This window comes from Lacibacter sp., assembly GCF_035299325.1.
GTDB lineage: Bacteria > Bacteroidota > Bacteroidia > Chitinophagales > Chitinophagaceae > Lacibacter.
In genome coordinates this window covers 164,481-189,278 of record NZ_DATGWT010000004.1, presented here as the reverse complement: position 1 = coordinate 189,278, position 24,798 = coordinate 164,481, and the positions used below count along the sequence as shown (strand labels likewise).

Genomic DNA, 24,798 nt, shown 5'->3' with positions numbered 1-24,798 from the left:
ATAGTCAAAAAATAACATTACCATCTAAAGCAACATAATTTATTTATGCCAAATTTTTATATGCGCTTTTTCGGCAAAAAACTGTGTTGATATACGTATCGGCGTAAACAAAGTACCCATTGTCTTCAAAGAAATTGATGAGCTCAAGGTTTTTAATTTCTTTTTTATTACTCGTATACATCAAAGTTTCAACGCAAAAGACTTCTGGTTTGTATTTATCGAAATCCAGCGTTTGTGCAATTTGCAGATCGAGACCTTCCACGTCAAGTGAAATGAAATTGGGGTAGGGATTAAAATAATTGGCAATTATCTCGTTGATGTTGATCAGCTTTGTTTTAATAACCTCTTTTACCTGAAACCTGCCCAAGGCTTCAATGCCGGTTTGTTCCCAAAAATCTGCATCCGTTTTTGAAAAAGTATTAAGTCCATGCGCATCATCCTGGAAAACATAGTAATCAGCTTCTGTTTTTTCGTTGAAAGCTATACCGGCATTAATGCAAACATCTTTTTTCCTGGTTTGACGCAATTTTTTATACAAAACGGGGTTTGGTTCAATGCATACACCCCGGCTGCCTTTGGTATAAAGGCGGTATGTATTACTTAATGCGACTGGTTCATTTGCTCCAATATCTAAGTAGCTGGGCTGAACAATATTCAATCTGGCAAACAAATCGCTAATAATTATATCTTCGCCACTTTGTGAATAGCTGGATCTTAAGTGCCTGAAAAAAGTGGAAGTGATGATTTTTTTAAATTCCTTTAGGTTGAAAAAACTCATAAAGATGGATCGATTTTGATTCTTTCTTACTGAACGAAGATACGGTTGTTGGGGATTTGCAAATAGCTATACTTTACAATATTAAAAACGGCGATCTGCAGTAAGCTGGCGTGAGCTAATTTTATAAAATGAGAAAGATAATCAGAAAAATATTAAACCGTTTTGGATACGAGGTCATTAAAACAGATGATTGGTATGTTTCAAAAAGCGGAAAGAAAAATGTGGTGCAGGTTGGTAAATATTCTATCAATATGCCAGGCAATAATACGCTTTCCAGAACTTATGACATTTACCCGGATTTTAATAGTATTATAGGGCGGCTTGCAGCTTCAATTGCTAAAAAGTATCCTGAAATGACTATTGTTGACATAGGTGCAAATGTGGGTGACACTATTGCGATTGTAAAATCTGTTGTTGAAGTGCCGATAATTGGAATTGAGGGTGATGAGGTTACCTACAGTTTTCTGAAACAAAATGCTCAACAATTTTCTAATATTTCAATTATTAACAGCTTTCTAGGAGATAAGAGGCAGGAACTTAAAGTTGAATTGGAAAGCAGTGGTGCTAATACCACTGTTATCCCTTCAGAAAGTGGGACGAGAGTGATTGCCTTTAAAACATTGGATGAAGTATTGCAGGAGGGTTTTAATGACCGAGTCATCAAACTGATAAAATTAGATATTGAAGGTTTTGATACAATTGTTTTGCGAGGTGCTTACGAACGTATCAGGAAAGACCAGCCGGCTCTTTTTTTTGAATACAACCGGGATGTAATGAAAGCAATAAATGAAGATGGGTTATCCACGTTACTTTCATTTACTGAATATGGCTACAACAAAATTGCTTTTTTTGATTATCATGGAAGGCTGCTACTAGTAACCTCAATGTCAAATCAAAAAGAGATTACTTACTTGCATGAATATGCTATCGGGAAAAACAACCTGATAGGGTATTACGATATTTGCATTTTTCATCAACAGGATGATCTGTTGGCCGATGAATTCTTCGATGGAGAGGCAGAATATTGCAGGAAGAATTCATAACAAAAATTCCCTGATTGAATTATGAATCAATGTATCAGTGATAGAAGTATAGCTCCCGTTTAATCAGCTGGCAGCCACTTTCAATTCAAACGTGTATATCCTCGGGCTTGTTCTGTGAAATGATGTTTGTAGAATTTTATTCCATACATCTTCCTTCCATTTGTGATAACCAAGCAAGCTTCTAATTATAAACCTTTTTATGGCTGACATATGCTTCGTGCCATCAGGGTCAATAAACTCAATGGTTGTAAAGCCTGCAGATTTTAATACGTAATTGCATGAGCCGGCTGTAAAAAGAATGGTATGTGTAAAATCTTCGTAACGCCAGTAGGACCCGGTATATGATTGTGCGTTGGGTACCATCAATAAAAACACTCCGCCTTCTTTCAAAAGAAATTTCCTGATATGAATTAAAGTGTCGATGATCAAGTTCTTGTCTATATGCTCAAGAACATGACTCATAATAATACGGTCAAACTTTTCGCCTGTATAGTTTTTAGCAAATTCTCTGATGTCTGTTATTTTCTCAACTGCTAAACCATTCTTCCGGCATATATCAATTGACTCGTCATTAATGTCTATTCCGAATAATTTTTCAAACCCTTTATTCTTCAGATAGTTTAATGCTTGACCAAGACCACAGCCAATATCCAGAATGTTCAAGACCTTATCTTTTTGCTGGAAATATGGCGTAAGGTATCTTGGAAGATTATAGTTGGTATATAAACTTGCATCCACATTTCTGTTTGAGAAATAGGCACTTTTTTTTATTTCATCATTAATGAGATCAGGCATGTTTTATATTGAATGAGTTTTAATACTAATTAATAAATGTAAATGTTTTTTATTTTTTACCCGTTACTATTAGTGTGTTTAGCCGGGATTGATAACTGCTTCACAATCTTTTCAAACTGTCCCTGGTAAACAAAGTCATACGCATCTTTCCCTTCAGGGATTACATTGGGGCATTCGAAACAAACTTCTAACACACGTTTTACTTTCAATGCTTCTGCCAATGAAAAAGGGAATGATTGATTGCCGATGAAGAATTTGCATCCGGCAATCACTTGCGCCAATTCAAGAAAATTTTGAACGGGTTTGTATTTCAGCTTTGGAATCGATTGTTTCAGATCTTCATATTCTTCTTTCAGCCCAACAAATGTAAGGTTCGGGTACGTGTTCAGAAATTGATAACTGATACCAGGTGCCCTGTAACGAAAACTGCGGGCAATTACAATTTCATCGGCAAATGATCTGTCAGGCTCAACAGCTAACCAGGGTTTTCCAAGATCGGCACTAATTCCGTACATGTGAAAATACCAGCGACAGATATGATTGGTATTATAATCAAACGGAAAATTTCTGAATTCATCGAGGTCGTAATCGATCCTTTGATCAGTCAATACATCACAAACTGCAAACTCAGGTTGTGAAAGTAAAAGAGGGGCGATCATCTCCACACTTTTCTCCGTGAGGATCTTGCCTTCATTCGCATGCTTCATGCTCTTTTTGTACAACGATTTCTGATTGATCTGCAAATGAAGATGGATCTTTTTATCGCCTGCCAATGCTTTCATGGCAGGTATGGCGTAGATGATATCGCCCACCAATCCAAAATGTTTGAAGTGAACAGCAGTGGGCTCAGTTGCGGGATACAGGTCAGGCTGACGTACACTCGAAAGAGCTTTGGTAAATAGTTTTCTTTTTGCCTCCTGTTTAAATACCGCAATGTAGAGCCGCTCTAAAATGTTCATATGCTGTTTTACTGTGCCCCTCAAAAGTAGCTATTTTACGCCATTGTAATCAGCAGTCCTCCATGTGATTAAATGGAAATGTATTACCTTGCCAGCCTGCAATTCGACCGATAATCAGGCTTTTGCAGATAACACAATCAAGAAACGACCGACTTCTATGCTCAGGAAAATAGGCTTATTATTTTACTACCTGTTTCGCTATCCTGTTTACAAATTGATGCTGGGCAAGATCGGTTCTTCATCCCGTTTAATTTCGCCAACAATTACAGGCCACGGCCGCATTTTCATTGGTTCAAAAGTTTACGTCAATGATAAAGCGTGGTTGGCCTGCGAACCATTAACGGGTGATGCAAATGCTGCACTTACAATTGGCGATGGAACATACATTGGTCGTTTCAGTCATATCTATGCCACATCAAAAATTGAAATAGGGAAGAAGGTGTTGATGGCAGATAAGGTTTATCTCAGCGATAACCTGCATGGCTATGAAAATGTTGAATTGTCTGTTATCGATCAGCCAATCCGTCAAGCCAATCCTGTGATCATAAAAGATGGCGCATGGTTAGGTGAAAATGTTTGTGTGATTGGGGCCAGTGTTGGCAAGAACAGCGTGATCGGTTCTAATTCAGTTGTAACAAAAGATATTCCTGATTATTGTGTGGCAGTTGGCAGTCCGGCTGTTATTATCAAGCGCTATAATTTTGATGCAAAACAGTGGTGCAAAACAGATAAAGAAGGACAATTTATTTAAATGAGTAATCGTAAAGTTTTAATTAGCGGAGGAGCAGGTTTTATAGGTTCAAACCTTGCATTACACTTGCTGGAGCATGGATATGAGGTAACGGTGCTGGATAACCTCTCCGAACAGATACATGGTACTGATGCTGAAACAACATCTCCTTTATACCGATCAATAAAAGATAAGGTTCGCTTCATTAAAGGAACAGTAACCTCTGTTGATGATTGGAAAAAAGCCATTGCGGATAATGAGGTGATCGTTCATCTGGCTGCTGAAACAGGTACAGGTCAATCGATGTACCAGGTAAGTAAGTATGTCGATGTGAACATTGGTGGCACAGCAATTATGCTCGATCTGTTGGCCAATCATAAAACTAATGTAAAGAAAGTAGTGATCGCTTCTTCACGTGCTATTTATGGTGAAGGAAAATACATTTCGAAAGAGTTGGGTGTTGTTTATCCTGAACATCGTACGGCTGCTTTGATGGATGCAGGTGATTTTGAAGTAACATATCCCGGCGCAACAAGTCCGTTGCAATTAACTGCTACTGATGAAGAGTCGAAAGTCCATCCTTCATCAGTTTATGGAATTACAAAGTATAACCAGGAACAAATGGTGATGACGGTTTGTTCATCTATTGGTATTGCAGCGGTTGCTTTCCGTTACCAGAATGTGTACGGACCGGGACAATCATTAAGCAATCCATACACAGGTATTCTTTCCATTTTTTCTACACTCATTAAGAATAACAAGCCCATAAATATTTTTGAAGACGGGAAAGAAAGTCGTGATTTCGTATTTATTGATGATGTGGTGAACGCAACATTTCTTGGTATTGAAAAAGACGAGGCAAACGGCCAGGTATTCAATGTAGGAACAGGCGTTGCTACAACAGTTGAGGAAGTGGCGTCTTTGTTGGTTGAATATTACAATGTGAAAGTTCCGCTTCAGATTAGTGGTAATTATCGGCTGGGCGATATCCGTCATAATTATGCAGACATTAGTAAGATTGAACGAACACTTAGCTTTAAACCTTCCGTTGATTTTAAAACAGGCTTAAAGAAATTTACTGAATGGGTGAATGGGCAACAGGTGCAAAGCAGTAAGTACGAAGAGTCGATACGTGAAATGAAAGCAAAAGGTTTAATGAAATGAGCCACAAAAATGAACGAGTAAATTATGTCAACTTACGAGGTTCGTTTTTATGGCGAATAACATGCGGCCAAAAAAATTTTTAAAAGAACGCATGAAATAAAGCTATGGCAAAAATTGGCTTAGTTACAGTGTTGTTTAAAAGCGATGAGGTGCTCGATGGCTTTTTTAAAAGTGTTTCAAGGCAAACACATAAAGATTACATCCTGTACCTTGTTGATAATTCAGTAAATGAACAATCAAACAAAGTCATTGCCGATTGTCTTGCTGCACATCCCATCTCAGCTTATCAGCACATTAAGAATACAGATAATGTTGGTGTTGCCAAAGGAAATAATATTGGTATTGAAGCTGCATTAAAGGATGGCTGTACGCATGTTCTCATACTGAATAATGATATTGAAATAGAACAGGAAACAGCTTTTGCTTCACAGTTGCTGTTGATGGAAAAAGGGGAGAAGATCATTGTTCCGAAAATCTATTATCCCGACAGAACGATCTGGATGGCGGGAGGGGAAATGGTGAAATGGCGGGCCTTGGGTATTCATTATGGGTATAACAAAGCCGATAGCGAAGCGTATAATCTGCCAAAATATATCACCTACGCACCTACCTGTTATATGTTGGTCGATGCATCAGTATTTAAAAAGGTTGGGATGATGGATGAAAAATATTTCGCTTATTATGATGATACTGATTTTGTGTATCGCTCATGTGATGCCGGCTACAAACTTTATTACGATCCATCGGTGACCATCATTCATAAAGTATCGCATTCATCAGGTGGCGATTCCTCTTTCTACATTTTTTACTCTAACCGGAATAAGCTTTATTTTATCCGTAAGAATTTCTCCGGCTTCTTAAAATACTTCGCAATCGGATACACGTTCTTTACACGAATTTTTTATTGGCTTCGCTTCAATAAAGATCAACGGAAGAAATTGGTGCAGGCGTTGAAAAATGGTATGACTTATCCTGTCTAATTTCCGTCAGACGGAGCGTACAACCTGTTCAGCAATCTGTTGCCAGTTGTAATACTTATAATAATTAACCGGAGTGTCAGTTTGTTGCTGTGCGTGTTTCAAGATTTCCTCTGCAAATCCATTCCAATCGTTATCCGCAACTCTTATCAGTTTTTCTCCTGTTACAGCATGCTCAATGCCAATTGCGCCGGTCTCTGTCGAGATCACGGTTGTGCCGCAGGCAATAGCTTCGATCATTTTTGTTTTCACACCACCACCACTTTGTACAGGATTCAGAAAAAGGTCGGCTGCTTTGAAGTAAAGATCAATATCATCAACAAATCCTGCGTAATGAATATGATGTTGATTCCATGCTTTCAATTCATTTAGCTCGGCGGGTAGCCGCTTACCGGTGATGATAATATTACAATGCAGATTTGATTTTATAAGAAGAGGGTTGATCTGCTCAAGAATTGCATGTAAGGCATCAAGGTTTGGTTTGTAGTCTAACAAGCCGTTGAACAAGAAAAGCGATGCCGTCGAATCAAGTTTATGCTTATTGCAAACCTGTTGCTTGCACTGCTGCTTATCATCCGGCATTTGTTTTTGTGTGATGCCATAAGGAACAACAATACATTTCTCTGCCTGCAGTTTCATGTTGTTGATCATCCATTGCCGGTCATCTTCTGTAATACAAAATACTTTATCAGCCTGGCGCAACACAAAGCTTTCATAGAACTTCAAAATAGGCCACCAGCTTTTTCCAAGCGTGCGGAAGCGTTCGTATTCGATATTATGTGTATGAACAATGAGTTTGATCTTGCAGGTTACTTTCAACATCCAACCAAGCCAGCCGAGATAGGGATGCTCAATAATAACAGTATCGATCTGTTCTTTCTTTATCAGTTTTTGCAGGCGAAAAAAGGAACCAATATCCGCATAGCGGAAACGAGTGTTCTTTAAAATCGGGTGTAATGTGTATGTGTTTGCAAGTGCAGCATCATTATCTGCTGTTCCTGCAACATGTAAAACGCATTGCTCACCCACGTATTGATTGAAGTGAGCAATGAGTTTTTGTCCGCCGGAGAAATAAGGAAGATACTGGTAGGGGACAATATTCAATACCTTCTTCATTTATGCCTGCTTGCTTGTTTTCCAGGCCATGAATAAACCGCCAAGTACGATCAGGTAAACAAGAATTGATGATACAAGATTCAACGTATCTCCCAGCTCATAAGATTTCGGTTCAAAGCGGAATTCAATTTTATGTTTGCCTGCAGGAACTGCCAGTCCACGAAGAGCGTAGTTTGTTTTAACGATCTCAGCTTTCTTGCCATCTATGAATGCATTCCATCCTGCTGTGTAATACACTTCACTGAATACAGCAAACTGGTTGGTTGCAGCATTTGATTCGTAGTTGATGATGTCGTTTTTATTTTCGATCAGTTGAATGCTTGCTGTGGAATCAGCGACAGGTTGGTTTGCGATTAATGATTTGAATTTTGTTTGCACAACTGCTGTATCACGCAGATTAGTGCTGTCCAATGCTTTCATTTCTTCTTTACCATCAGCTACATATTTAATTCCTTTCACAAACCAAACTGGCCCAAAGGCTCCTGGGTTCTGTTGTGCAATGGGCTTACCGGTCTGCGGATTCTGTACTATAAAATACTTTGTATTGAGCATATTTAACACCTGCATATTATTCTTACCGATCTGATTTTCGATCAGATCCTGGTAGATCTGCAACTTAGCCGGATGATAACCTCCAATTGAATTATGATGATAAGCTGTAACTGATTCATTGGTGAAATCAACAGTAGTGTTTAATACCCGGTAATAACCTTTATCCTGTTTAATCATTTTATCTGCATCTGTCATCGCAAATGCATTGTCAAAATCAGATGGATCAACAAAGTTGCCATCATTCAAATAACGTTTACCTACGGATAACAGATCGAAGCTGCTAAGCAGCAGCAGTATGACCATTACAGGTAATGGCTTCAGTTTTTTATTTGCGGCAAGCCATAATACGACTAATGCAAGTGATAATAAAATGACAGAACGTGTAAGGTCGCCTGCAAACAATCCTTTACGGTCGGTTTGAATAGCTGTTACAAAACCTTTTCCGAACTGTTCGGCCTGTTGTTGCAATTCAGCTGTTGGTTGCTGTCCTTGTTGAGTGGCTTGTTGTAACATGGCCGTACTCATATTTTCTTTTAAACGTGCGTCACCTGGTGATGCATAATCGAACGAGAAATAAAGAACGCCGAGAATAGCTACAATGGCTGCAGTAGCAATAGCTGTTTGCTTAAATGCTTTCTTGATCTTTTCTGCACTGTTATCACCAAACAACAAATTATTGACAGCAACAACTGCAAGTATTACAAAACAAAGTTGTGGCATTACAAGACCCATTGAAGGCGCACGGAATTTCTTGTACAAAGGAAGATAGTCGAACAGGAAGTAGTTGATCGCTTCTGCGTTCTTACCCCAGGCAAGAATGATCCCGAACATACCTGCTGCAAACAGGCTCCATTTGAACCAGCCTGATTCAAAGAACATCGCAAATATGAACAGCAACATAATAACAGCTCCAAAATAAACAGGGCCTGATGTTGGTTGCTGTTGTCCCCAATATGAAATGCCATTTGCAAACTGAAGGGCCTGGTCTTCAGGATAACCTACTTTCTGCATTTCATCAGCAAACTGAGAAGTCTTGTATTCATTGCCACCATTGCTGCCACCATAAATACCCGGCACAAGTAAGGTGAATGTTTCTGCTATACCAACACTGTATTTAAATGCATAGTCTTTATCCAATCCACCGCTGGTGGTATTCTTATCTTTTGTTTCTTTCAATTCACTCACTCCACCACGCATACTTTCTTTAGCATATTCCCATGTGGTGAGTGTGCCAATGGCATTTGTACCTAAAGTGATAATACCAATGATTGCCGCAAGTGCTGTTGCTTTTAATGCAGCTGCAATTTCTTTTTTCTTAAAGCTGTCAATGAAATAGCCAACAGTAACAGCGCCTAAAATGAGTAGGGTGTAATAAACGATCTGCAAGTGGTTGGTACCAAGCTGTAGTGCAAGACCTGTTGCCAGTGCTGCACTTCCCAGCCACCATTTTTTCTGAAACAGGAGTAACAAGCCTGCAACTGCCAGTGGTGCATAACCGATGGCCAGCATTTTTGTATCATGACCTGCACCGATGATAACCGGATCGTAGGTTGAATAAGCATAGGCCAACGCACCCATAATACCGATCCATGGATTTATTCGTAATACCAATGCCAGTAAGTAAAAACATAAACAGGCAAGGAAAAAGAAGTTGATTGGTTTCGGCAAGCCGAGGGTTAAGATATAGCTCACATAGTGAAACGAAATATTGTGTGTGCCTTCCAATGCGATCTGGTAGGTAGGCATACCTCCAAACATACTGTTTGTCCATTTTGGAAAATGACCAAGCTGTTCCTTTTTTTCAAACGACTGTTGAGCCATTCCTTTCCAGCCAATATTATCATGTGCATTCAATACCTGTCCATCGAGTGCAGGTTTGCAATAAGCGATTGCGACAATAACGAAAACGATTACTGCAATGGCGTGTGGAATCAGCTTTTTGAAATCAAAGTTCATGTGCTATTTTTTATTTCTTTTTGGTCACATAGAATTCGTCCTGAAATTTTCATTGCTGAAAGGGAAACTACCAATGAAAATTTCAGGACTCATTTCATGAGGAAAAATTTTCAGTTTCAGTGAGGCAAAATAATGGTATTTTGGGGGATTGACAGCATTTTTAACGGTATGAAATGTCCCGGAAAGAATATTCATTAGTTTCACCTTACAAAATGAATATTCTTTTAGGGTAAATACCATCTGGCAATAGCCAAAATATCAATGAACGGATGAACGGATTTTTGTTTTTCAGCAAGGTGGCCTTTATTCTGAATGTGTTATTCTTTGTTGCTTTAGGGTTTCGATATATAAGTGTCGACCTGCCACAATCTGCTGCGGCCATACTTGTGATTGGCGGATTATTCCTGAGCTTGATCGTGAACCTTTTCATCAACAGTTGGTTTGTAGTTCTGTTGATTAGAAAAAGAATTGAACTAAAGATCAACAGCATTTTCTTTATAAACCTTGTGGTGCTCATTATTCAATTATTCATCTTTTTTATATGATCAAACAGATACTTTCTGACAAGTCGACCAAACTGTTTCTGATCCTGTCGGGATTTTTTATCGCCAATGCGATGATCGCTGAATTTATTGGTGTTAAGATTTTTTCATTAGAAGATACGGTTGGTATTAAACGTTTAGAGCTGCCTTTGTTTGGAAGTAACTTCAGCTTTCATCTTACCGCCGGTGTTTTGTTGTGGCCGGTTGTATTCATTATGACTGATATTATAAATGAGTATTACGGTTCAAAAGGGGTGAAGTTTCTTTCCTATTTAACTGTTACCCTGATTGCGTATTCTTTTCTTATGTTTTCGGGTGCAATTGGTTTAAAGCCATCTGAATACTTTACAATTGGAAATGATATTGATAATGCCAACAATGCATTTAAAGGGATTTTTGGCCAGGGGTTATGGATTATCATCGGTTCGATGGTGGCGTTTTTAATAGGTCAAGTGCTTGATGTATTTGTATTCCATCGGATAAAAAGAGTAACCGGGGAGAAAAGTATCTGGCTGCGTGCAACAGGCTCAACGTTGATCTCTCAATTGGTTGATAGTTTTGTGGTATTATTTATCGCATTTTATATTGGCCGGAGACTGCAGGAAGGGCAGGGAGATGCATGGAGTTTAAAACAGATTCTGGTTACAGGAACAGGTAACTACATCTATAAATTTATTGTGGCAATTGTACTTACGCCGGTGATCTATCTGATTCACGGTGTTATTGAAAGATACCTCGGGCATGAAAAAGCAGCTGAAATGAAAAAAGCTGCAATGTTGGATTAAGAAAAGACGATGGACGATAGACCACGGACGACAGAAAGATAACTCGCCATTCACTACTCGTCACTCACTTTTCTTTTAATGTTTTTCCTTCAGCATCCGTGCAACCAATTTATCAATAGGAAGTGTAACTGTTTCCTCATTGAAATGTTCCCAATCAATTAATCGTATTACTTCCGATTCACCTTTTGGATCTGCCACCTGGTGTGGTTCAAAATCGAAAGGAGTTGTTTTGAAAGGGAGCAAGATCGGCTCAAGAGGTTTTACATAATAGTAAATGGAGAGTATCTGGTGTGCAGTATTAAATGCACTCTGCTGGTAAAAATCGGTTGTATATAAATGTTCACCTATCTCTGAATCGATAAACAGTTCTTCTTTTATCTCACGCTTCAAACAATCTCTCGTGCCTTCGCCAATTTCTAAACCACCACCGGGAAATTTTGTGATGTAAGCTCCACGAATATATTCATCACTTACCAAAACTTTCTTATCGTCAGTAATAATAATGCCGTAAACACGAACCGTCAGTGTCATAATTGTTCAGCTATTTAAAATAATTTCTTCCGAAGAAAATAGATGCCGAGTAAAAGCGATAAGCCAAGTGATATCAGGATCGGGAAATAAAATGCAAAAGCAGAATGAGAGCCTGGAATAGGCACGTTCATACCATAAATACTTGCAACCAATGTTGGTAATTGTAACATTACTGTTACAGACGTCAAACGCTTCATCACCTGGTTTTGGTTATTGCTGATGATGCTGGCAAATGCATCCATGGTTGAGCTCAGGATATTGGTATAAATATTTGCCATCTCCAATGCCTGGCTGGTATCAACGATCAGATCCTGCAAAAATTCATCTTCTTCATCATTCAATGCAAGGAAATTTGTTCGTTGCAGTTTCATCAACAACATTTCATTGCTGCGTAATGCAGTTACAAAATATACAAGACTTTTCTGGATGCGCATCAGGTCGAGCAGTTCTTCATTTCTGTTGGCGTCATAAAGTTTTTGCTCTAACAAGTTGCGACGGTGATTGATCTCTTTCAAAAATTCCATATAAGCCTGCACCACTTTTTCAAAGATCTTCAACACCATCATGTTCCGTTTATCGGGGTGACGGTTTTGAAATGTATTCAGGAACTTTTTGATGGCACCGTTATCGAACGAGTTTACTGTTACGATCTGGTTATGTGTAAGAATAATACAAATAGGAATCGTGATGTAAAAGGCATCACTATCGTTGAACGAATTGTTCTCAGCCGGCGTTTTAATGACGATGAGCTTTACATTATCCTCCAGCTCATAGCGTGAACGTTCATCAATATCCAGTGAATCGGTTAAGAAATCGAGGGGAACATCTAATGTTTCTGCAATCTCTGTAAACTCTTCCTGTTTCAGAGGGGGCACAATATTTACCCACGCACCTGATTCAGGTTTTTCGATGGCAAGTGTTTTGCCGTTCTCGTTTTTAAAAAATTGCAGCATAGCGGCGCAAAGGTAAGTGCCCGTTGTTAATCTGCGGTTGAAAATTCGATGGCTTCGTTTTTCCTGTTTCGGATGGTTTTGTAGTGATGCGTATTATGAAACAGGTTAAAATAAAGTAACTCACGAATGGTAATGAGACCAAGTACAGGATGTGGCACCTGGTATTCGTCCATTGAATCATCTTCCCAATAATATCTTATCTGGTCGAGGAATTTTGTGCAGATATGTTCAAACCTGAAAATGAGTTTTTCTTTAGCACCTTTCTCTTCTTTTACATTCGGTATGTAACGCTTATCCTGCTCGTAACCTGCATCAAGCTTTTGATAATAGTCTTGTAGCAGTTCTTCGTATGAACGTGATGCGTGATCGGGTTTGCCGTATTTCCATTTCAGAAAAAACTTAGGAGCAAATAAACCAAGCCAGCTTTTATGAAGACTTAAGGAGAGATGTTCAAGATTTTCTGCAACAGACCATTGCTCTGATTTATAAAAAAACAGAGACTCATCCATTTGCCGGCACTGCTTGACGATATCGTCAATGGTGTTCTCAGCATGGCTGATGATCTGAAATTTGTTTAAATGATACCGTTTGGCAATCATCGGGTGTTGGGGTTAGGGTTTAGGATTTGGATTAAAGTTCGATACTACCCGAGAAGACAAATGTGGCAGGTCCACAGAGCCAGATGTTTTCAAAGGACGTATCGGATTTTTTTTCAAACTTCACTTTTAACTCTCCGCCCGGCGTCAGGATCTTTTTCTCCTGCTGGCCGATGGTGCTGCTGCTTGCAGCAATTGCTGCGGCTGTAACACCCGTACCACAACTCAGGGTTTCGGCTTCTACACCCCGTTCATAAGTACGTACACTGAGAGCATCGTCATGAAGCTGAACAAAATTAACATTGATACCCACTTCTGAAAATGGGGGTGAGTAACGAATGCGCTTGCCTTCTTCGAAAACTGCGGTTTTTGCGATATCCTTTTCCCACCGTATGTAATGGGGCGAACCCGTATTTAAAATGGTATGGTCTGCAAATTTTTCAACTTTATCCACGTCTTTCATCTTCAATTCCACCCAGCCGTTTTCTTTCACAATGGCTTCGTGAAACCCGTCTGTAGCAAGGAATGCAGCGGTTTTATCGATCACGCCTAGGTCTTTTGCAAAGGCCACTAAACAGCGTCCGCCGTTGCCGCACATGCTGCCTTCCTTACCATCGGCATTGTAGTAAACCATCTCAAAATCATAGCCTTCTTTCAGCTGTAACATCATCAAACCATCGGCTCCAATGCCGAATCTTCTATCACATAAATTGGCTATTTCTACGCTGGTTAATTGCGTAAAATTACCTGTACGATTATCCAGAATAACGAAATCGTTTCCGGTGCCCTGGTATTTGTAGAAAGGAATGGTCATGAATCAGTTTAAAGTTGGAGGTTAAAATTACAACTTATTAAACTGATACCTGTTCGTTGTAATGCCTGAAAACGTTAAACATTAAACGTTCAGCTCTGTACTATAGAAACGGGCACAAACCTGCCCGGATAATTGATTGAACCGCAAACAGCTTGCAAAGTGAGATGGTAATCTTTTTGCAATAAAATCAACGATTATATTCACTGGTTACAACTTAGCATAGTTCATTACTCAATGTCCATCTGTGTCCCCCCAGCTTCACTATTCTCATCATCTCCCTGCTTCGCTCATGCTGTGGCACAGCCCGCCGGTAAAGAACAGAAGTAATTTTCGAAGCACTGCGCATCCGTTTTGCACAACGCATTGTCTCCGCAAAAGCAGGATCATGTTTTACCCGCTCGCCGGAAAGTAAACTCTTCCCCCTTGCATAGTTCACGCCATCTATACAGTAAAACAAATACTGACAATCGCCCCCGTAATTTTTAATAACCGTTTTGCGTCGCCATATGTACATGATAGAAAATCCGGTCGCAGCATGAAACTCAATCGGCCGCTCTGCCACTTTTTGACTGTTTATGCCGCTTTTGCACACATGAATTGTTGTTAGGTTCTCCCCAAAAAAGGAGGATACTGGCAGGCTAAAGCTACTCTTAAGCCACCTTACGCCGTATTAAAAGCGCTCAAACTGGTAGTGAAAGTCTGTTCAACTGCAATACTGCTTTTGCCATAAAGAAGATATTCGACGGGTATGGTGAAGCAAAAACCAATCTTAATTCATCCGTTAAATCAGGGGTAAATTAAAGTCCGTTTCTGTTAAACTAAATAGTAGCAATAATCTCCATCGATTTTTTGATCAGATTCTCAACCGCCGCACCGCCATCTTTACTGAATTCCTTCTTTACCCGGTTGGCAACAATGGCGCTGATGGAAAGGCATTGATGCCCCATCATTTTACCCAAACCGTAAATGGCTGAGGTTTCCATTTCAAAATTGGTAATGCGGTGTTGACCGAATTGAAATTGCGTTAATTGATCGATGAGAGCAGGGTTGGAGAGACCTAAACGCAACACACGGCCTTGTGGACCATAAAAACCCGGACAGGTTACAGTGATGCCATGATGATAGCCTTCTACAAAATGTTTGAGCAGTTGAGAGCCTGCGCCTGTAATGTATGGATAAGATAAACTGTCTTGCGATTGTGTATGTGTGATGAATGCCTGCAGTAATTGTTTCTCTTCTTCATTGTTATCATGACGATAGAAATGCAGCAGGTTATCAATACCCAAACCATGCGTTGATACCACAAATCCATCAACAGGTATGCCGGCCTGCAAAGCACCCGAAGTGCCCAGCCTGATGATATGAAGCGACGTTAAATTGGGTTTGATGGTTCTTGTTTCAAAATCAATATTCACCAAGGCGTCAAGTTCGTTTACCACAATATCTATATTGTCGGGACCGATGCCTGTTGATACAACGGAGATGCGTTTACTGCCGATATAACCGGTGTGTGTAATAAACTCACGGTGTTGCAGCGTGTGTTCAACCTTGTCAAAATGTTTGGACACTTCCTTTACACGATCAGGGTCTCCAACGGTAATGATGGTGTTTGCCAATTCATCGGGCCTGACATTCAGGTGGTAAACTGCGCCTCTGTTATTGATGATCAGTTCACTTTCTGCAATTCTTTGCATAGTTCTTTGGGAGTATTTACCCGAATATACTACATTTGCACCTCACAAATTGGTCCTGTAGTCCGCCGTTGGCGGATAGACAGAACTCACAAATTGGTCCTGTGGCCGAGTGGCTAGGCAGAGCTCTGCAAAAGCTCGTACAGCGGTTCGAATCCGCTCGGGACCTCAAAAAAAATGAAAAGCGTTGGAAACCATCCTGCGCTTTTTCTGTTTGTAAACTATGCGTAATTCAAATTATATCGGAATTTTTGCCGGATTGCTTATGATCATAGCAGCCGTTTTTCCCTGGATATCTATCGCCTCAATTGATGCTGTAGTCACCGGTTTCGGTTCTGAAAAAGTAACAAGATTTGGAATGCCGGTTTTAATGAACCTGTTCATGATTGGGTTAACCACGATTTTTTTTCTTGTACCGAAATTATGGGCAAAGCGGGCAAACCCATTTGCCGCTGCTATCAACTTTGCCTGGGCATTACGTAATCTCTTACTACTTTCTACTTGCCGTAACGGCGAGTGCCCGCAAACCACTGTTTGGCTATATGTTTATTTCGCCGCTTCTCTGATTTTATTGGTAATGTCGGTGTTGCCTGATATGAAAGTGATTGAAAAGAAATAAGGTACAATGAGCAAGGTTCAAGGCGCAAGAAGTAAAATCCAAAATCCAAAATCCAGAAAACAAAATCCAACAGCGAACTTCCAACTTAGAACTTAAGAACTCAGAACTTTCAACTCACAACTGTATTAAAATTAAGCCGCAGTAACAACCATCGGCTCTGATTCATGTTCATCTTCTGTATTCAATTCTACACGATGCAGAATATCTTTCAATGTTGCAAAACGTTGGATCATATACGGCACCGTATCTAACCCACTTACAAATTTGAGAATGTAGGTATAGATACCGATCATATCGCCAGCCAGCAATGTTTTCCCGTTTACCGATGATACCGTTAAAAGCGAAGCAGTGATAATCAGCATCACCAGTAATTCCATTACACCAAAATTCCATGCCTCCTGATCGCTGATCTTGATCTGCCACTTTCGGAGTTTGTTGTAATGTTCGTTGATGCGTAATGGGTTTCTTGTTGCCAGCACATTGATCTGCTGTTCCAATTCATCATTCTTGAATTTGTTCAACCTGCGCATGCGTTTGCCATAGATATAACTGGTAATGGTAACTGGCACCAACATCAATAAGCAAAGCAACACTACTTGTGTATCATAAAAGAATAAGAGAATCATAGAGCCGGCAATATTGTACACGGCTTCAATAATGTAATTAAGATCAAACTCGAGGAAATCAATAAATTCTCTTGATAAGGTTGAATGCGCACTGAGTTTAGAAAGATCTTTTTGTTTGTGCTTGCTCATGAGTTTTACCACAAGCGAGGTATAGATCTCAGAGTAAGTACGTGAATCGTAACGGTGGCGGATAGTGCCTGTAACAACCCATAGCAAATGAGCACCGGCGAGGTAAAACAAACCAACGTAAGAGCCTTTAAGCAGATCATTCACCGCTTCTCCAAGAAAGTAAGGGCGCATCAATAAACCCAGCATCTCCACCGCAAAAAGCGCATAGGTGAGCAGCAGCTTATACTTATACTGTTTTACAATTGTTTGGATAACCCATTTACCAGGCATACTTGTTCCTTCCTTTTAAAAATCCTCAAAATAGACTGTGCAGAATTGCCGGGGTTTAGCGAAAAAGAAGATTTCTTTTTCCCGGCGTATGGATTAGTATAAGGGCAAAGTTAGGTTGATGGGTTGTCAGTGAGGCCTGTTAATTTGTTCCCTTTGTGTGACAGAATTGCCTTTGCGACCGGAAACGATCTTTCGGCAATCGGGTGTACCGCACTGGCATTCAAATGTTTCAGCTGAATCATCGAGCAGGTCGGAATAGTCCATTGTGAGCTCCTGGCCGGGCAAAATAGGGTTGAGGGCAACCAGGTTGAGCCCTTTGTAGGCAGTGTTAGGTCGGCACGAATGGTTCTGTGGCGCCCATTCAGATGGGTTATTGTCCCACAAAACATACACTTCAGTGCTCAAAGGCACAGCGTAATGTTTGAAGAGCAGCTTTTCTTCAGGCAGCCAGTTTGCTTCTACAAACTGCTTGGTAACGATCCGCTGCGGACGTTCTTCGCCTTTAAAGATCACTTCACCTTCAGCAATGGGGCAGGTGGCATAAATACCAAAGCCGGCAATGGAATTACCTTTCATGAGATATTTCTTCTGCTTGCGTTTGTGGCGTGCAATACCTTCTTCAATGATGTGTTGCAGAAAACCAGCCTGGCCAATACCATCGGCCTTAATTATATAATCGGCGCTGCCTTCATATCCATCCGTATAAAAAACCGAACAGGTAAAGTTTACTTCTAAAAAGAATATTTTCCCTGCTTCGTTCATACGAAAATCCATACGTGCATAACCAACACCGCCAAAACTTCTGAAAATGCGTTGGGCCGCTTCCGTTAGTTGTTGCCTGATGTTTGTGTCCGTAACAGGTATATTACTTTCGGGATGAAGCTCCGATGTTTTAAGAGCGTATGTTTTAAATGTTCGTCCTTCAGGAAAAATAAATTCAATGGGTTGGAAGACTTTACACTTCTTATCATCTTTTGCATCAGCAGCAACCAGTACCGTAAACTCTCTGCCGGCAATGTATTCTTCAACCAGCAGTTGGGGATATTCCTGTAATACCGTTGCTGCTTTTTGTTGTAACTCTTCAATAGTATGACAAACTGAATGTTCATCAATTCCCAGACTATCACCCGCTTTCGATGGTTTTACAAACAACGGAAAATTTAGATGATTTACATGCTGCTCTAACTGTTCAACTGTATCGATCAAAGCATAGTTTGCTGTAGCTACACCTTCGGTATATGCTACATACTTCATCAATTCTTTTGGCGGATCGTAGAGTAATGTGTTTGGCCCGGTGAACGGAAGATTGAGTAATTCTAATGTATAGATTACATCAATGGAAGGTACTTCCCATTCGAGATAACCTTCGCAGAGATTTACAAAACAGTCATAACCTTTCTTGCTTAACTCAAGCAGTTGTTTATAAGTAGTGAGTTTGTTGAGCAATACATGATCGAACTGAACATGCGGCAATAAATGCGATAAATTCCTTGCAGGATCGTAATATTGGTAATCAACAGCAGAAGTAGAATAGTCGGGTTGCAGTACACAGATCTTCATAAACCATCATGCTGTTAACGCACAGCCACTGCCTTTTTTTGTTTTTTGTGATGACGCTGCATAGCGTCTTGTAAAATATGCAGAACTAAACCGGAGTAAGATTGATTACTTAAACGAACAATAGCACCAATGGAAGTATAGTTTTCGTCTTCACTTAATCCGCATTGTGCATTTACTTCCAGTACATACAATTTGCCGGTGGCCTTATCCATACGAATATCGATACGGCCGTAACCCGTACCTCCAACTGCACAATAAGCTTTCCAGCTCAGGTCCATGATCTTTTTCTGTAAGCCGATAGGAGGTAAGTTGTATTGATAAAAGTCTTCGAACTCGCCAATAGGTTTTTCCTGTTCATAGGTTTCCCATAAACGATCGAAAGAAAGAAACTTTTCAGTATCGGGTAAGTCTTTATGAAAAATACGTTCAACCGGTGGATATACTCTTCTGCTTCTTGGTGATTGATGGGAGCCCGAAAGAAAAACGGTGTACTCTGGACCATTGATAAATTCTTCAGCTACCAATCCGCCAAATGAGAAATCCCAGCCACGGTAACCATCAAACAATTCTTTTACCAATGCTTTCAGCTCTTCATCATTGTGCACTACGTTCTTTACGCCAAGACCCATACTTCCACCACTAACGGCAGGCTTTACAATCAATGGTGTGCCAACATAATTGCAAATGCCGCTCAGCTTTTGCTTGGCATGATGAATAGGAACCCACTTCGCATGTGCAATACCTGCTTTATCAAACAACTCCTTCATAATGATCTTTGAAGTAGTATTGTCGTAAAACGGAGCATCGGCTCCTGTATAAATGAGTTGCTTTTCTTTTAAATAGTGGATAACGGAAACGCCCGGTGTGCCATTCACTTCATCACCATCACATAAATTAAGAACGATGGGTGTTTGAAAAGAAGTGGTAGCAGCGATATCATCAATGATGCTTTTGAAATTATCCTGCGTAACTGGTTGCCATTTCCAATTAAGATTTAATTCACCAAACACCTTTGTGTATTCATCAATGCTCTGGGTAAAATCATAGTAGTAATCGAGATTTGCATCGTTGGTTTGGAGATGCGGGGCCAGTACCCAAATGAAGAGCGGATGTTCGGTTGAAGGAAGTGAAGGAAATGGGTTAGAAACCATAAGTAAATGTATAGATTAATCGTTTATTTCATTCACTTTCGATTCAATAAATGCTGTTAAGCGATAATGTTTCAACAGGTCTTTTGATAATTCTTTTGCTCCTTTTATAACACCAATACAATTTACTTCACCGCAATGGCATGCAAAAGGATCGGCCATGAACCATTCAGTTGATGGATAAAAGAAGGTAAACTCATCGCCTGCCGCAATAGGTTGCAATGCTTCTAATTCCATTGTACTGGTATTAAAGAATGCATTGGGGTTGCAACTGTGGTTAATGTATTGCAGGAATTCAGGATGCAGAATAATGTGTTCCTGTTCATTTACCTGAACGGTGTAACGTGATGGAACTTCATGCACTTCACTTGCGCTGAATTTGCTGATCACATCGCCGGGTTGAAATGCCTTGGTTGCAAGTAAGAGCTTATGATTTGAGTCGGGATGCAGGTGAACATCTGCAAATCCGTAATGGCCGGTTACAATGCTTGGGGTGAGGGTTTCTGTACTCATGGGAGCGTTTTAAGTGTTAGATGAGTCGACTGGTTACTTTAAAACAAAGTATTGTCGGTATTAATGCTTTGAAATTAATTAATTGATCTTATAAACTGTAGTTGGTTTAATGAATGTTGAATGAATGTGAATAAAGAAATGGATTTGATGTGAAACCAGAGATGCTAAAAGCACAAGCTATGAAGTGTGTGGTACGTTGGCTTCATTCAATAAAGACTATTAAACTTTTCAATGACGCCATGAAATACAGAACCATGAAACGAGCGTGGCAAGGGACGCTGCTAGTTGTAACAATGCCGGTAACAAAATAGTTTTTCATTTTTCGGTCTGACCTTCGGTGTCGACCAATAATGAAAAACCCGTTTCAAAACTGAAACGGGTTTCTATGATCGTTGTACTAAAATCTTACATGTGTTGCTCGATCTTCTTAACGAAGTTGCCTTTTGGCTGTGCGCCTACTAATTTGTCAACTACCTGACCATTCTTCACGAATAGGATCGCAGGAATTGAAGTAATACCGTAGTTCATACTAACCTGTGGGTTTTCGTCAACGTTTACTTTACCCACTTTTACTTTACCATCGTATTCTTTGCTCAATTCTTCAATAACCGGCCCGATTGCACGACATGGTCCGCACCATTCTGCCCAAAAATCGATTACGCTGAGTTTATCTGAACTGATTACTTCACTCTGGAAGTTTGCATCTGTAAATTGGAGTGCCATAATTTATATCCTTTTAATTTTTTTTGAATGAAGGGACAAATTTAAGCCCATTCCTGTTAATCTGATGTTATGTCATTATCCACAGCTGTTCACAAATAAAAAACGACAGGATGTACTACAAGAATGACAGTTAAAGGGCCGTTAACGCTCGATTTTTCATTCTTCATCTGTAGATTTTGGTGGAACGATCAGGGAAAACTAACAATGAATAGGTTAAACAAACCTTCCTGCTTTCTGAAAGCCGGAGTTTTTTTATAAAGTTAAACTTGCCAATTTGATTGTTTTTGCTTTATTATCGGCCCATGCAAAGTACAATTTATCACCTGCCTTCGTCATTTGCGGGAAACCGCTTGATCTTGCATCGGAAGATTCAGCAACAACAATAGCCTGTCCTTTTGAACCATCAGCATTTACTTTAATTGCTTTAATGGTAGATCCTTCCATCCAGCTAACCACTGCTGTTTCTTTATCGATCATCACAACATCAACACGGCCAATTGCTTTGCCTTCATCAATACGGATCGATTGTTGAAATGTAGCGCCACCATCAGTAGAAAAAATAATTTTCACTTCAGCATTCTTGTCTTTCATAGAAAACCATGCAATCGCTAAATTATTTCCAACAGCATCGGCTCTTGGCCCGTTCACCGGACAACCGGCAATTTTCCATTCGTCAGGAAAGATGGTTTTCGGTTGTGTCCATTCTCCATTTACAAAACGAACGATGGACATATCCCTGATCTCATTATCGGAACGATCTCTGTAAACAACGATTGGTCCGTTATCCGTAATGGCAATAGTTGTTTGGCAGCAATCACATATTCTTCCGTCGAGTTCCCATTCTTTTGTTTTTGTTCCTTTCTTATCCAGCAGTGCTCCTCTTAATGTCATTTCACCATGATGTCCATCATGGCTGCTGTGATCTCCTTCCATTGCAGTTTTTCTTCCATCGAGCCAGGCTGCAATAAACTGATCATTATAAGGAGTGATAGAAACGAAACCATGTTCGGCTTTCTTGCCATCATCGTGTAAAGTGGTTGGCGTTCCCCATGTTTTACCTGCATCTGCAGATGCAACCAACTTAATATCGTAAGTGAATTTTGCCGTATCACTTTTTTCTAAAAAATGTGCAAGCATATTGCCGGCAGCATCAGAAGATACAACAGGATAATCGGCCCAGTTTACAAACCAATTGTTTCCGGAGCTGATGGTAACGGGTGCTGTCCATTGATCATTTACAAGTGCAGAAAAATGCAGCGATGATTCTTTTCCTTTTTTCTGCACCCATGATAAATGAACGATGCCCTTTGCATCAGTAAACAAATAAGGTTCTGCAGATGAATCGGCAGCAGGAGAGGAGAGTGTTACTACTGTTCCAATGGTTTTTGTTTCGGTTGTTTTATCTGCACATGATGCAAATACAACAATCAGCGAAAGGATAGTGATCAGTTTGTACATATTATTTTCCGGCGTTAAGAATTAAGTCAATATTACTTTTACTATCCCACTTTCTGTACCCCATTTCTGAGAAAACAAGTTTTTTGTTTGAATCAAAAATATAAGTAGTTGGCAAGGCCATAATTTTTAGTTGCTCCAGGTTTTCTACCCGTACATAATGGAAATCGTACGGCTGCTTTTTCTTAAACGTTTCAATTGCTTCCACTTCTTCGTTTGATGCAAACAGGAACACAATATCCTCATCTTTCATACTGTTCTTCGCCTTTTGAATCGAAGGCATTTCCTGTATACAAGGGCCGCACCAGGTTGCCCAGAAATTAATAAAGAGGGTTTTGCCTTGGTATTGCTGCAGGTCAATTGGCGTGCCATCAAGTTCGGTTAATTTTATTTTATCGAACTCTGATTCAACTTTTGTTACAAAAGTTGGTTTGTCTTTGTTGCTAGATGATTCTTTTTCCTTACAGCTTACCAGCAAAAACAAGAAGGCAACTGCTATTTTATAAATCGGTTTCATTTCTTGTATTGGTTTAAACGACACGCTTTAACGGAAGCACAATAATACTTACATTTTTTTAGTGGTTGTGCCCCGCCATCGGGTCTGCGCCTTTTTTAAATACATATTCACTGTGCAACAGGTAAGCGCCACTCATCACTACCACATCACCAGCCGTTAAGCCTGATTTTATTTCAATGCGATCATTGCTTTCCAATCCCACCTCCACCATTTTGCTTTTGAATGAATGTTCACCGGTTCTGATCCATACCGTTGCACCTTTCCCATCTCTGATCACTGCATCGATTGGTAAGGTGAGTGATTTACGTTGTGTGCTTTTTAATACCACATAAGCCGGCATACCGGGTTTTAACAAGTTGCCGGTATTGGGAATGGATACACGGATGAGATTGATCCTTGTATCGGGGTTGATCTCGGGGTTTACAAATTCAATTCGCCCTCTTATGTCTTTGTCGTCCATATCGGGCAATTGAACAGTTGCTGTTCCGTTGAGATCAATTTCTGAAAGTTGCGACGTATACACCTGTGCCTCGGCCCATAGTGTTGAGAGGTCGGCCAGCTTTACAATGGTTCCTCCTTCCATTGCATAATCGCCTTCACGAATTTCCATGCTGGTAATATAGCCCGACGCTGTACTGAAGAATGTAGTAAGTGGTGTTGATTTTTTTGTCTTCGCCAGTTCATTGATCTGCGCTTCACTCAATCCCCATAGTAATAATTTGTTTTTGGCGCTTTGTAATAATTGTTCAAAGTCGATGACTGTTTCTGTTGCAAATGTTTTCTTCTGTTCCAATGCAAGAAGATATTCCTGTTTGGCATTGTTGAGATCTTCACTGTAGATCGCATATAAAGCTGCTCCTTTGCTCACATAATCACCGAGATTTTTGAAATAAAGTTTTTCTATCCGGCCCATTACTCTTGAACTTACTGATGAGGTTTTCATCTGATCGAAGTTGAGACTGGCAGTTAATACTAACCTGTCGCCAATAGTTCCGGTGCGGATCGTATCGGTTTGAATATTGCCCAACTGTATCTGCTGATCACTCAACTGTATTTCATCTTTCTTAGCACCATTACTTTTCTTAACAGGCGTAAGATCCATTTTGCAGATGGGGCATTTGCCCGGCTTTTGTTCTACTACTTGTGGGTCCATGGAGCAGGTGTAGTACACATCGCTTTCTGTTTTTGTAATTGCTTTGTCTTTGCACGAAGTAAGAACTGAAGCAAAAAGAAGAAGTATAAAAAGATGTCGCATA

The 24,798-nt window shown here is 40.0% G+C and carries 25 protein-coding genes and 1 tRNA gene; 8 read left to right on the top strand and 18 right to left on the bottom strand.

The features are described 5' to 3' along the window. Positions 1-43: 43 nt before the first annotated feature. Positions 44-778, bottom strand: a complete 735-nt coding sequence (locus VK159_RS02635) for an FkbM family methyltransferase (RefSeq protein WP_324228585.1) — start codon at positions 776-778, stop codon at positions 44-46. A gap of 128 nt (positions 779-906) precedes the next feature. Between VK159_RS02635 and VK159_RS02630 the strand changes: the two genes are divergently transcribed. Then, positions 907-1,821, top strand: a complete 915-nt coding sequence (locus tag VK159_RS02630; protein ID WP_324228584.1) for an FkbM family methyltransferase — start codon at positions 907-909, stop codon at positions 1,819-1,821. A 63-nt stretch (positions 1,822-1,884) separates the two neighbouring features. Here the strand turns inward: VK159_RS02630 and VK159_RS02625 are convergent, their stop codons facing one another. Then, positions 1,885-2,616 (bottom strand): class I SAM-dependent methyltransferase, encoded by a 732-nt coding sequence (locus VK159_RS02625; RefSeq protein ID WP_324228583.1) that lies wholly within the window; start codon positions 2,614-2,616, stop codon positions 1,885-1,887. A gap of 56 nt (positions 2,617-2,672) precedes the next feature. Beyond that, positions 2,673-3,575, bottom strand: coding sequence for a hypothetical protein (locus VK159_RS02620; protein WP_324228582.1), 903 nt, complete (start codon positions 3,573-3,575; stop codon positions 2,673-2,675). Positions 3,576-3,732: 157 nt separating this feature from the next. Between VK159_RS02620 and VK159_RS02615 the strand changes: the two genes are divergently transcribed. The 3 genes from VK159_RS02615 (at position 3,733) to VK159_RS02605 (ending at position 6,449) form a co-directional block, all read left to right on the top strand. Further along, positions 3,733-4,326, top strand: a complete 594-nt coding sequence (locus tag VK159_RS02615) for an acyltransferase (protein ID WP_324228581.1) — start codon at positions 3,733-3,735, stop codon at positions 4,324-4,326. Then, the gene (locus VK159_RS02610) at positions 4,327-5,469 is read left to right on the top strand and encodes an NAD-dependent epimerase/dehydratase family protein (protein ID WP_324228580.1); all 1,143 of its coding nucleotides are present in this window, start codon (positions 4,327-4,329) and stop codon (positions 5,467-5,469) included. A 104-nt stretch (positions 5,470-5,573) separates the two neighbouring features. Further along, a complete protein-coding gene (locus VK159_RS02605; RefSeq protein ID WP_324228579.1) occupies positions 5,574-6,449 on the top strand; it encodes a glycosyltransferase family 2 protein in 876 nt (291 codons plus the stop codon). A gap of 6 nt (positions 6,450-6,455) precedes the next feature. On the opposite strand, the gene VK159_RS02600 is transcribed toward VK159_RS02605, so the two are convergent. Continuing rightward, positions 6,456-7,562, bottom strand: coding sequence for a glycosyltransferase family 4 protein (locus tag VK159_RS02600; RefSeq protein ID WP_324228578.1), 1,107 nt, complete (start codon positions 7,560-7,562; stop codon positions 6,456-6,458). Further along, positions 7,563-10,070: a YfhO family protein gene (locus VK159_RS02595; protein WP_324228577.1), complete on the bottom strand. Its 2,508-nt coding sequence runs from the start codon at positions 10,068-10,070 to the stop codon at positions 7,563-7,565. Between the two features lie 269 nt (positions 10,071-10,339). On the opposite strand from VK159_RS02595, the gene VK159_RS02590 reads away from it, so the two are divergent. Both VK159_RS02590 and VK159_RS02585 read left to right on the top strand, forming a co-directional pair. Further along, entirely contained in the window at positions 10,340-10,615 is a 276-nt protein-coding gene (locus VK159_RS02590) for a hypothetical protein (RefSeq protein WP_324228576.1), read from the top strand. Continuing rightward, positions 10,612-11,397: a queuosine precursor transporter gene (locus VK159_RS02585; RefSeq protein WP_324228575.1), complete on the top strand. Its 786-nt coding sequence runs from the start codon at positions 10,612-10,614 to the stop codon at positions 11,395-11,397. The genes VK159_RS02590 and VK159_RS02585 overlap by 4 nt, the downstream gene beginning before the upstream one ends. Before the next feature lie 75 nt (positions 11,398-11,472). Here VK159_RS02585 and VK159_RS02580 read toward each other — a convergent pair whose 3' ends face one another. The 5 genes from VK159_RS02580 to VK159_RS02560 form a co-directional block, all read right to left on the bottom strand. Next, entirely contained in the window at positions 11,473-11,928 is a 456-nt protein-coding gene (locus tag VK159_RS02580) for an NUDIX domain-containing protein (protein ID WP_324228574.1), read from the bottom strand. 14 nt (positions 11,929-11,942) lie between these two features. Beyond that, on the bottom strand, positions 11,943-12,881 hold the full coding sequence (locus VK159_RS02575; protein ID WP_324228573.1) for a magnesium transporter CorA family protein: 939 nt from the start codon (positions 12,879-12,881) through the stop codon (positions 11,943-11,945). Positions 12,882-12,907: 26 nt separating this feature from the next. After that, a complete protein-coding gene (locus VK159_RS02570; RefSeq protein WP_324228572.1) occupies positions 12,908-13,480 on the bottom strand; it encodes a DinB family protein in 573 nt (190 codons plus the stop codon). 31 nt (positions 13,481-13,511) lie between these two features. Further along, positions 13,512-14,291: a diaminopimelate epimerase gene (dapF, locus tag VK159_RS02565; RefSeq protein ID WP_324228571.1), complete on the bottom strand. Its 780-nt coding sequence runs from the start codon at positions 14,289-14,291 to the stop codon at positions 13,512-13,514. 818 nt (positions 14,292-15,109) lie between these two features. Next, positions 15,110-15,985 (bottom strand): nucleoside phosphorylase, encoded by an 876-nt coding sequence (locus tag VK159_RS02560; protein ID WP_324228570.1) that lies wholly within the window; start codon positions 15,983-15,985, stop codon positions 15,110-15,112. 95 nt (positions 15,986-16,080) lie between these two features. Here VK159_RS02560 and VK159_RS02555 point away from each other — a divergent pair. Both VK159_RS02555 and VK159_RS02550 read left to right on the top strand, forming a co-directional pair. After that, positions 16,081-16,151, top strand: a tRNA-Cys gene (locus VK159_RS02555). A 54-nt stretch (positions 16,152-16,205) separates the two neighbouring features. Next, positions 16,206-16,601: a hypothetical protein gene (locus VK159_RS02550; protein ID WP_324228569.1), complete on the top strand. Its 396-nt coding sequence runs from the start codon at positions 16,206-16,208 to the stop codon at positions 16,599-16,601. A 131-nt stretch (positions 16,602-16,732) separates the two neighbouring features. Here the strand turns inward: VK159_RS02550 and VK159_RS02545 are convergent, their stop codons facing one another. From VK159_RS02545 to VK159_RS02510, 8 genes are all read right to left on the bottom strand, one after another. Continuing rightward, complete coding sequence (locus tag VK159_RS02545) at positions 16,733-17,626, bottom strand: ABC transporter six-transmembrane domain-containing protein (protein WP_324228568.1); 894 nt, start codon at positions 17,624-17,626, stop codon at positions 16,733-16,735. A 126-nt stretch (positions 17,627-17,752) separates the two neighbouring features. After that, entirely contained in the window at positions 17,753-19,186 is a 1,434-nt protein-coding gene (locus tag VK159_RS02540) for an SET domain-containing protein-lysine N-methyltransferase (RefSeq protein WP_324228567.1), read from the bottom strand. 14 nt (positions 19,187-19,200) lie between these two features. Further along, complete coding sequence (locus VK159_RS02535) at positions 19,201-20,337, bottom strand: hypothetical protein (protein WP_324228566.1); 1,137 nt, start codon at positions 20,335-20,337, stop codon at positions 19,201-19,203. Positions 20,338-20,352: 15 nt separating this feature from the next. Continuing rightward, entirely contained in the window at positions 20,353-20,847 is a 495-nt protein-coding gene (locus VK159_RS02530; RefSeq protein ID WP_324228565.1) for an SET domain-containing protein-lysine N-methyltransferase, read from the bottom strand. A gap of 405 nt (positions 20,848-21,252) precedes the next feature. After that, on the bottom strand, positions 21,253-21,570 hold the full coding sequence (gene trxA / locus VK159_RS02525) for a thioredoxin (RefSeq protein ID WP_182806069.1): 318 nt from the start codon (positions 21,568-21,570) through the stop codon (positions 21,253-21,255). A 252-nt stretch (positions 21,571-21,822) separates the two neighbouring features. Continuing rightward, positions 21,823-23,028 carry a sialidase family protein gene (locus VK159_RS02520; protein ID WP_324228564.1) on the bottom strand — a complete coding sequence of 402 codons (1,206 nt, stop codon included), beginning with the start codon at positions 23,026-23,028 and terminating at the stop codon, positions 21,823-21,825. A 1-nt stretch (position 23,029) separates the two neighbouring features. Continuing rightward, positions 23,030-23,542 carry a TlpA disulfide reductase family protein gene (locus VK159_RS02515; protein ID WP_324228563.1) on the bottom strand — a complete coding sequence of 171 codons (513 nt, stop codon included), beginning with the start codon at positions 23,540-23,542 and terminating at the stop codon, positions 23,030-23,032. 58 nt (positions 23,543-23,600) lie between these two features. Next, complete coding sequence (locus VK159_RS02510) at positions 23,601-24,797, bottom strand: efflux RND transporter periplasmic adaptor subunit (protein WP_324228562.1); 1,197 nt, start codon at positions 24,795-24,797, stop codon at positions 23,601-23,603. Position 24,798 lies beyond the last annotated feature (1 nt).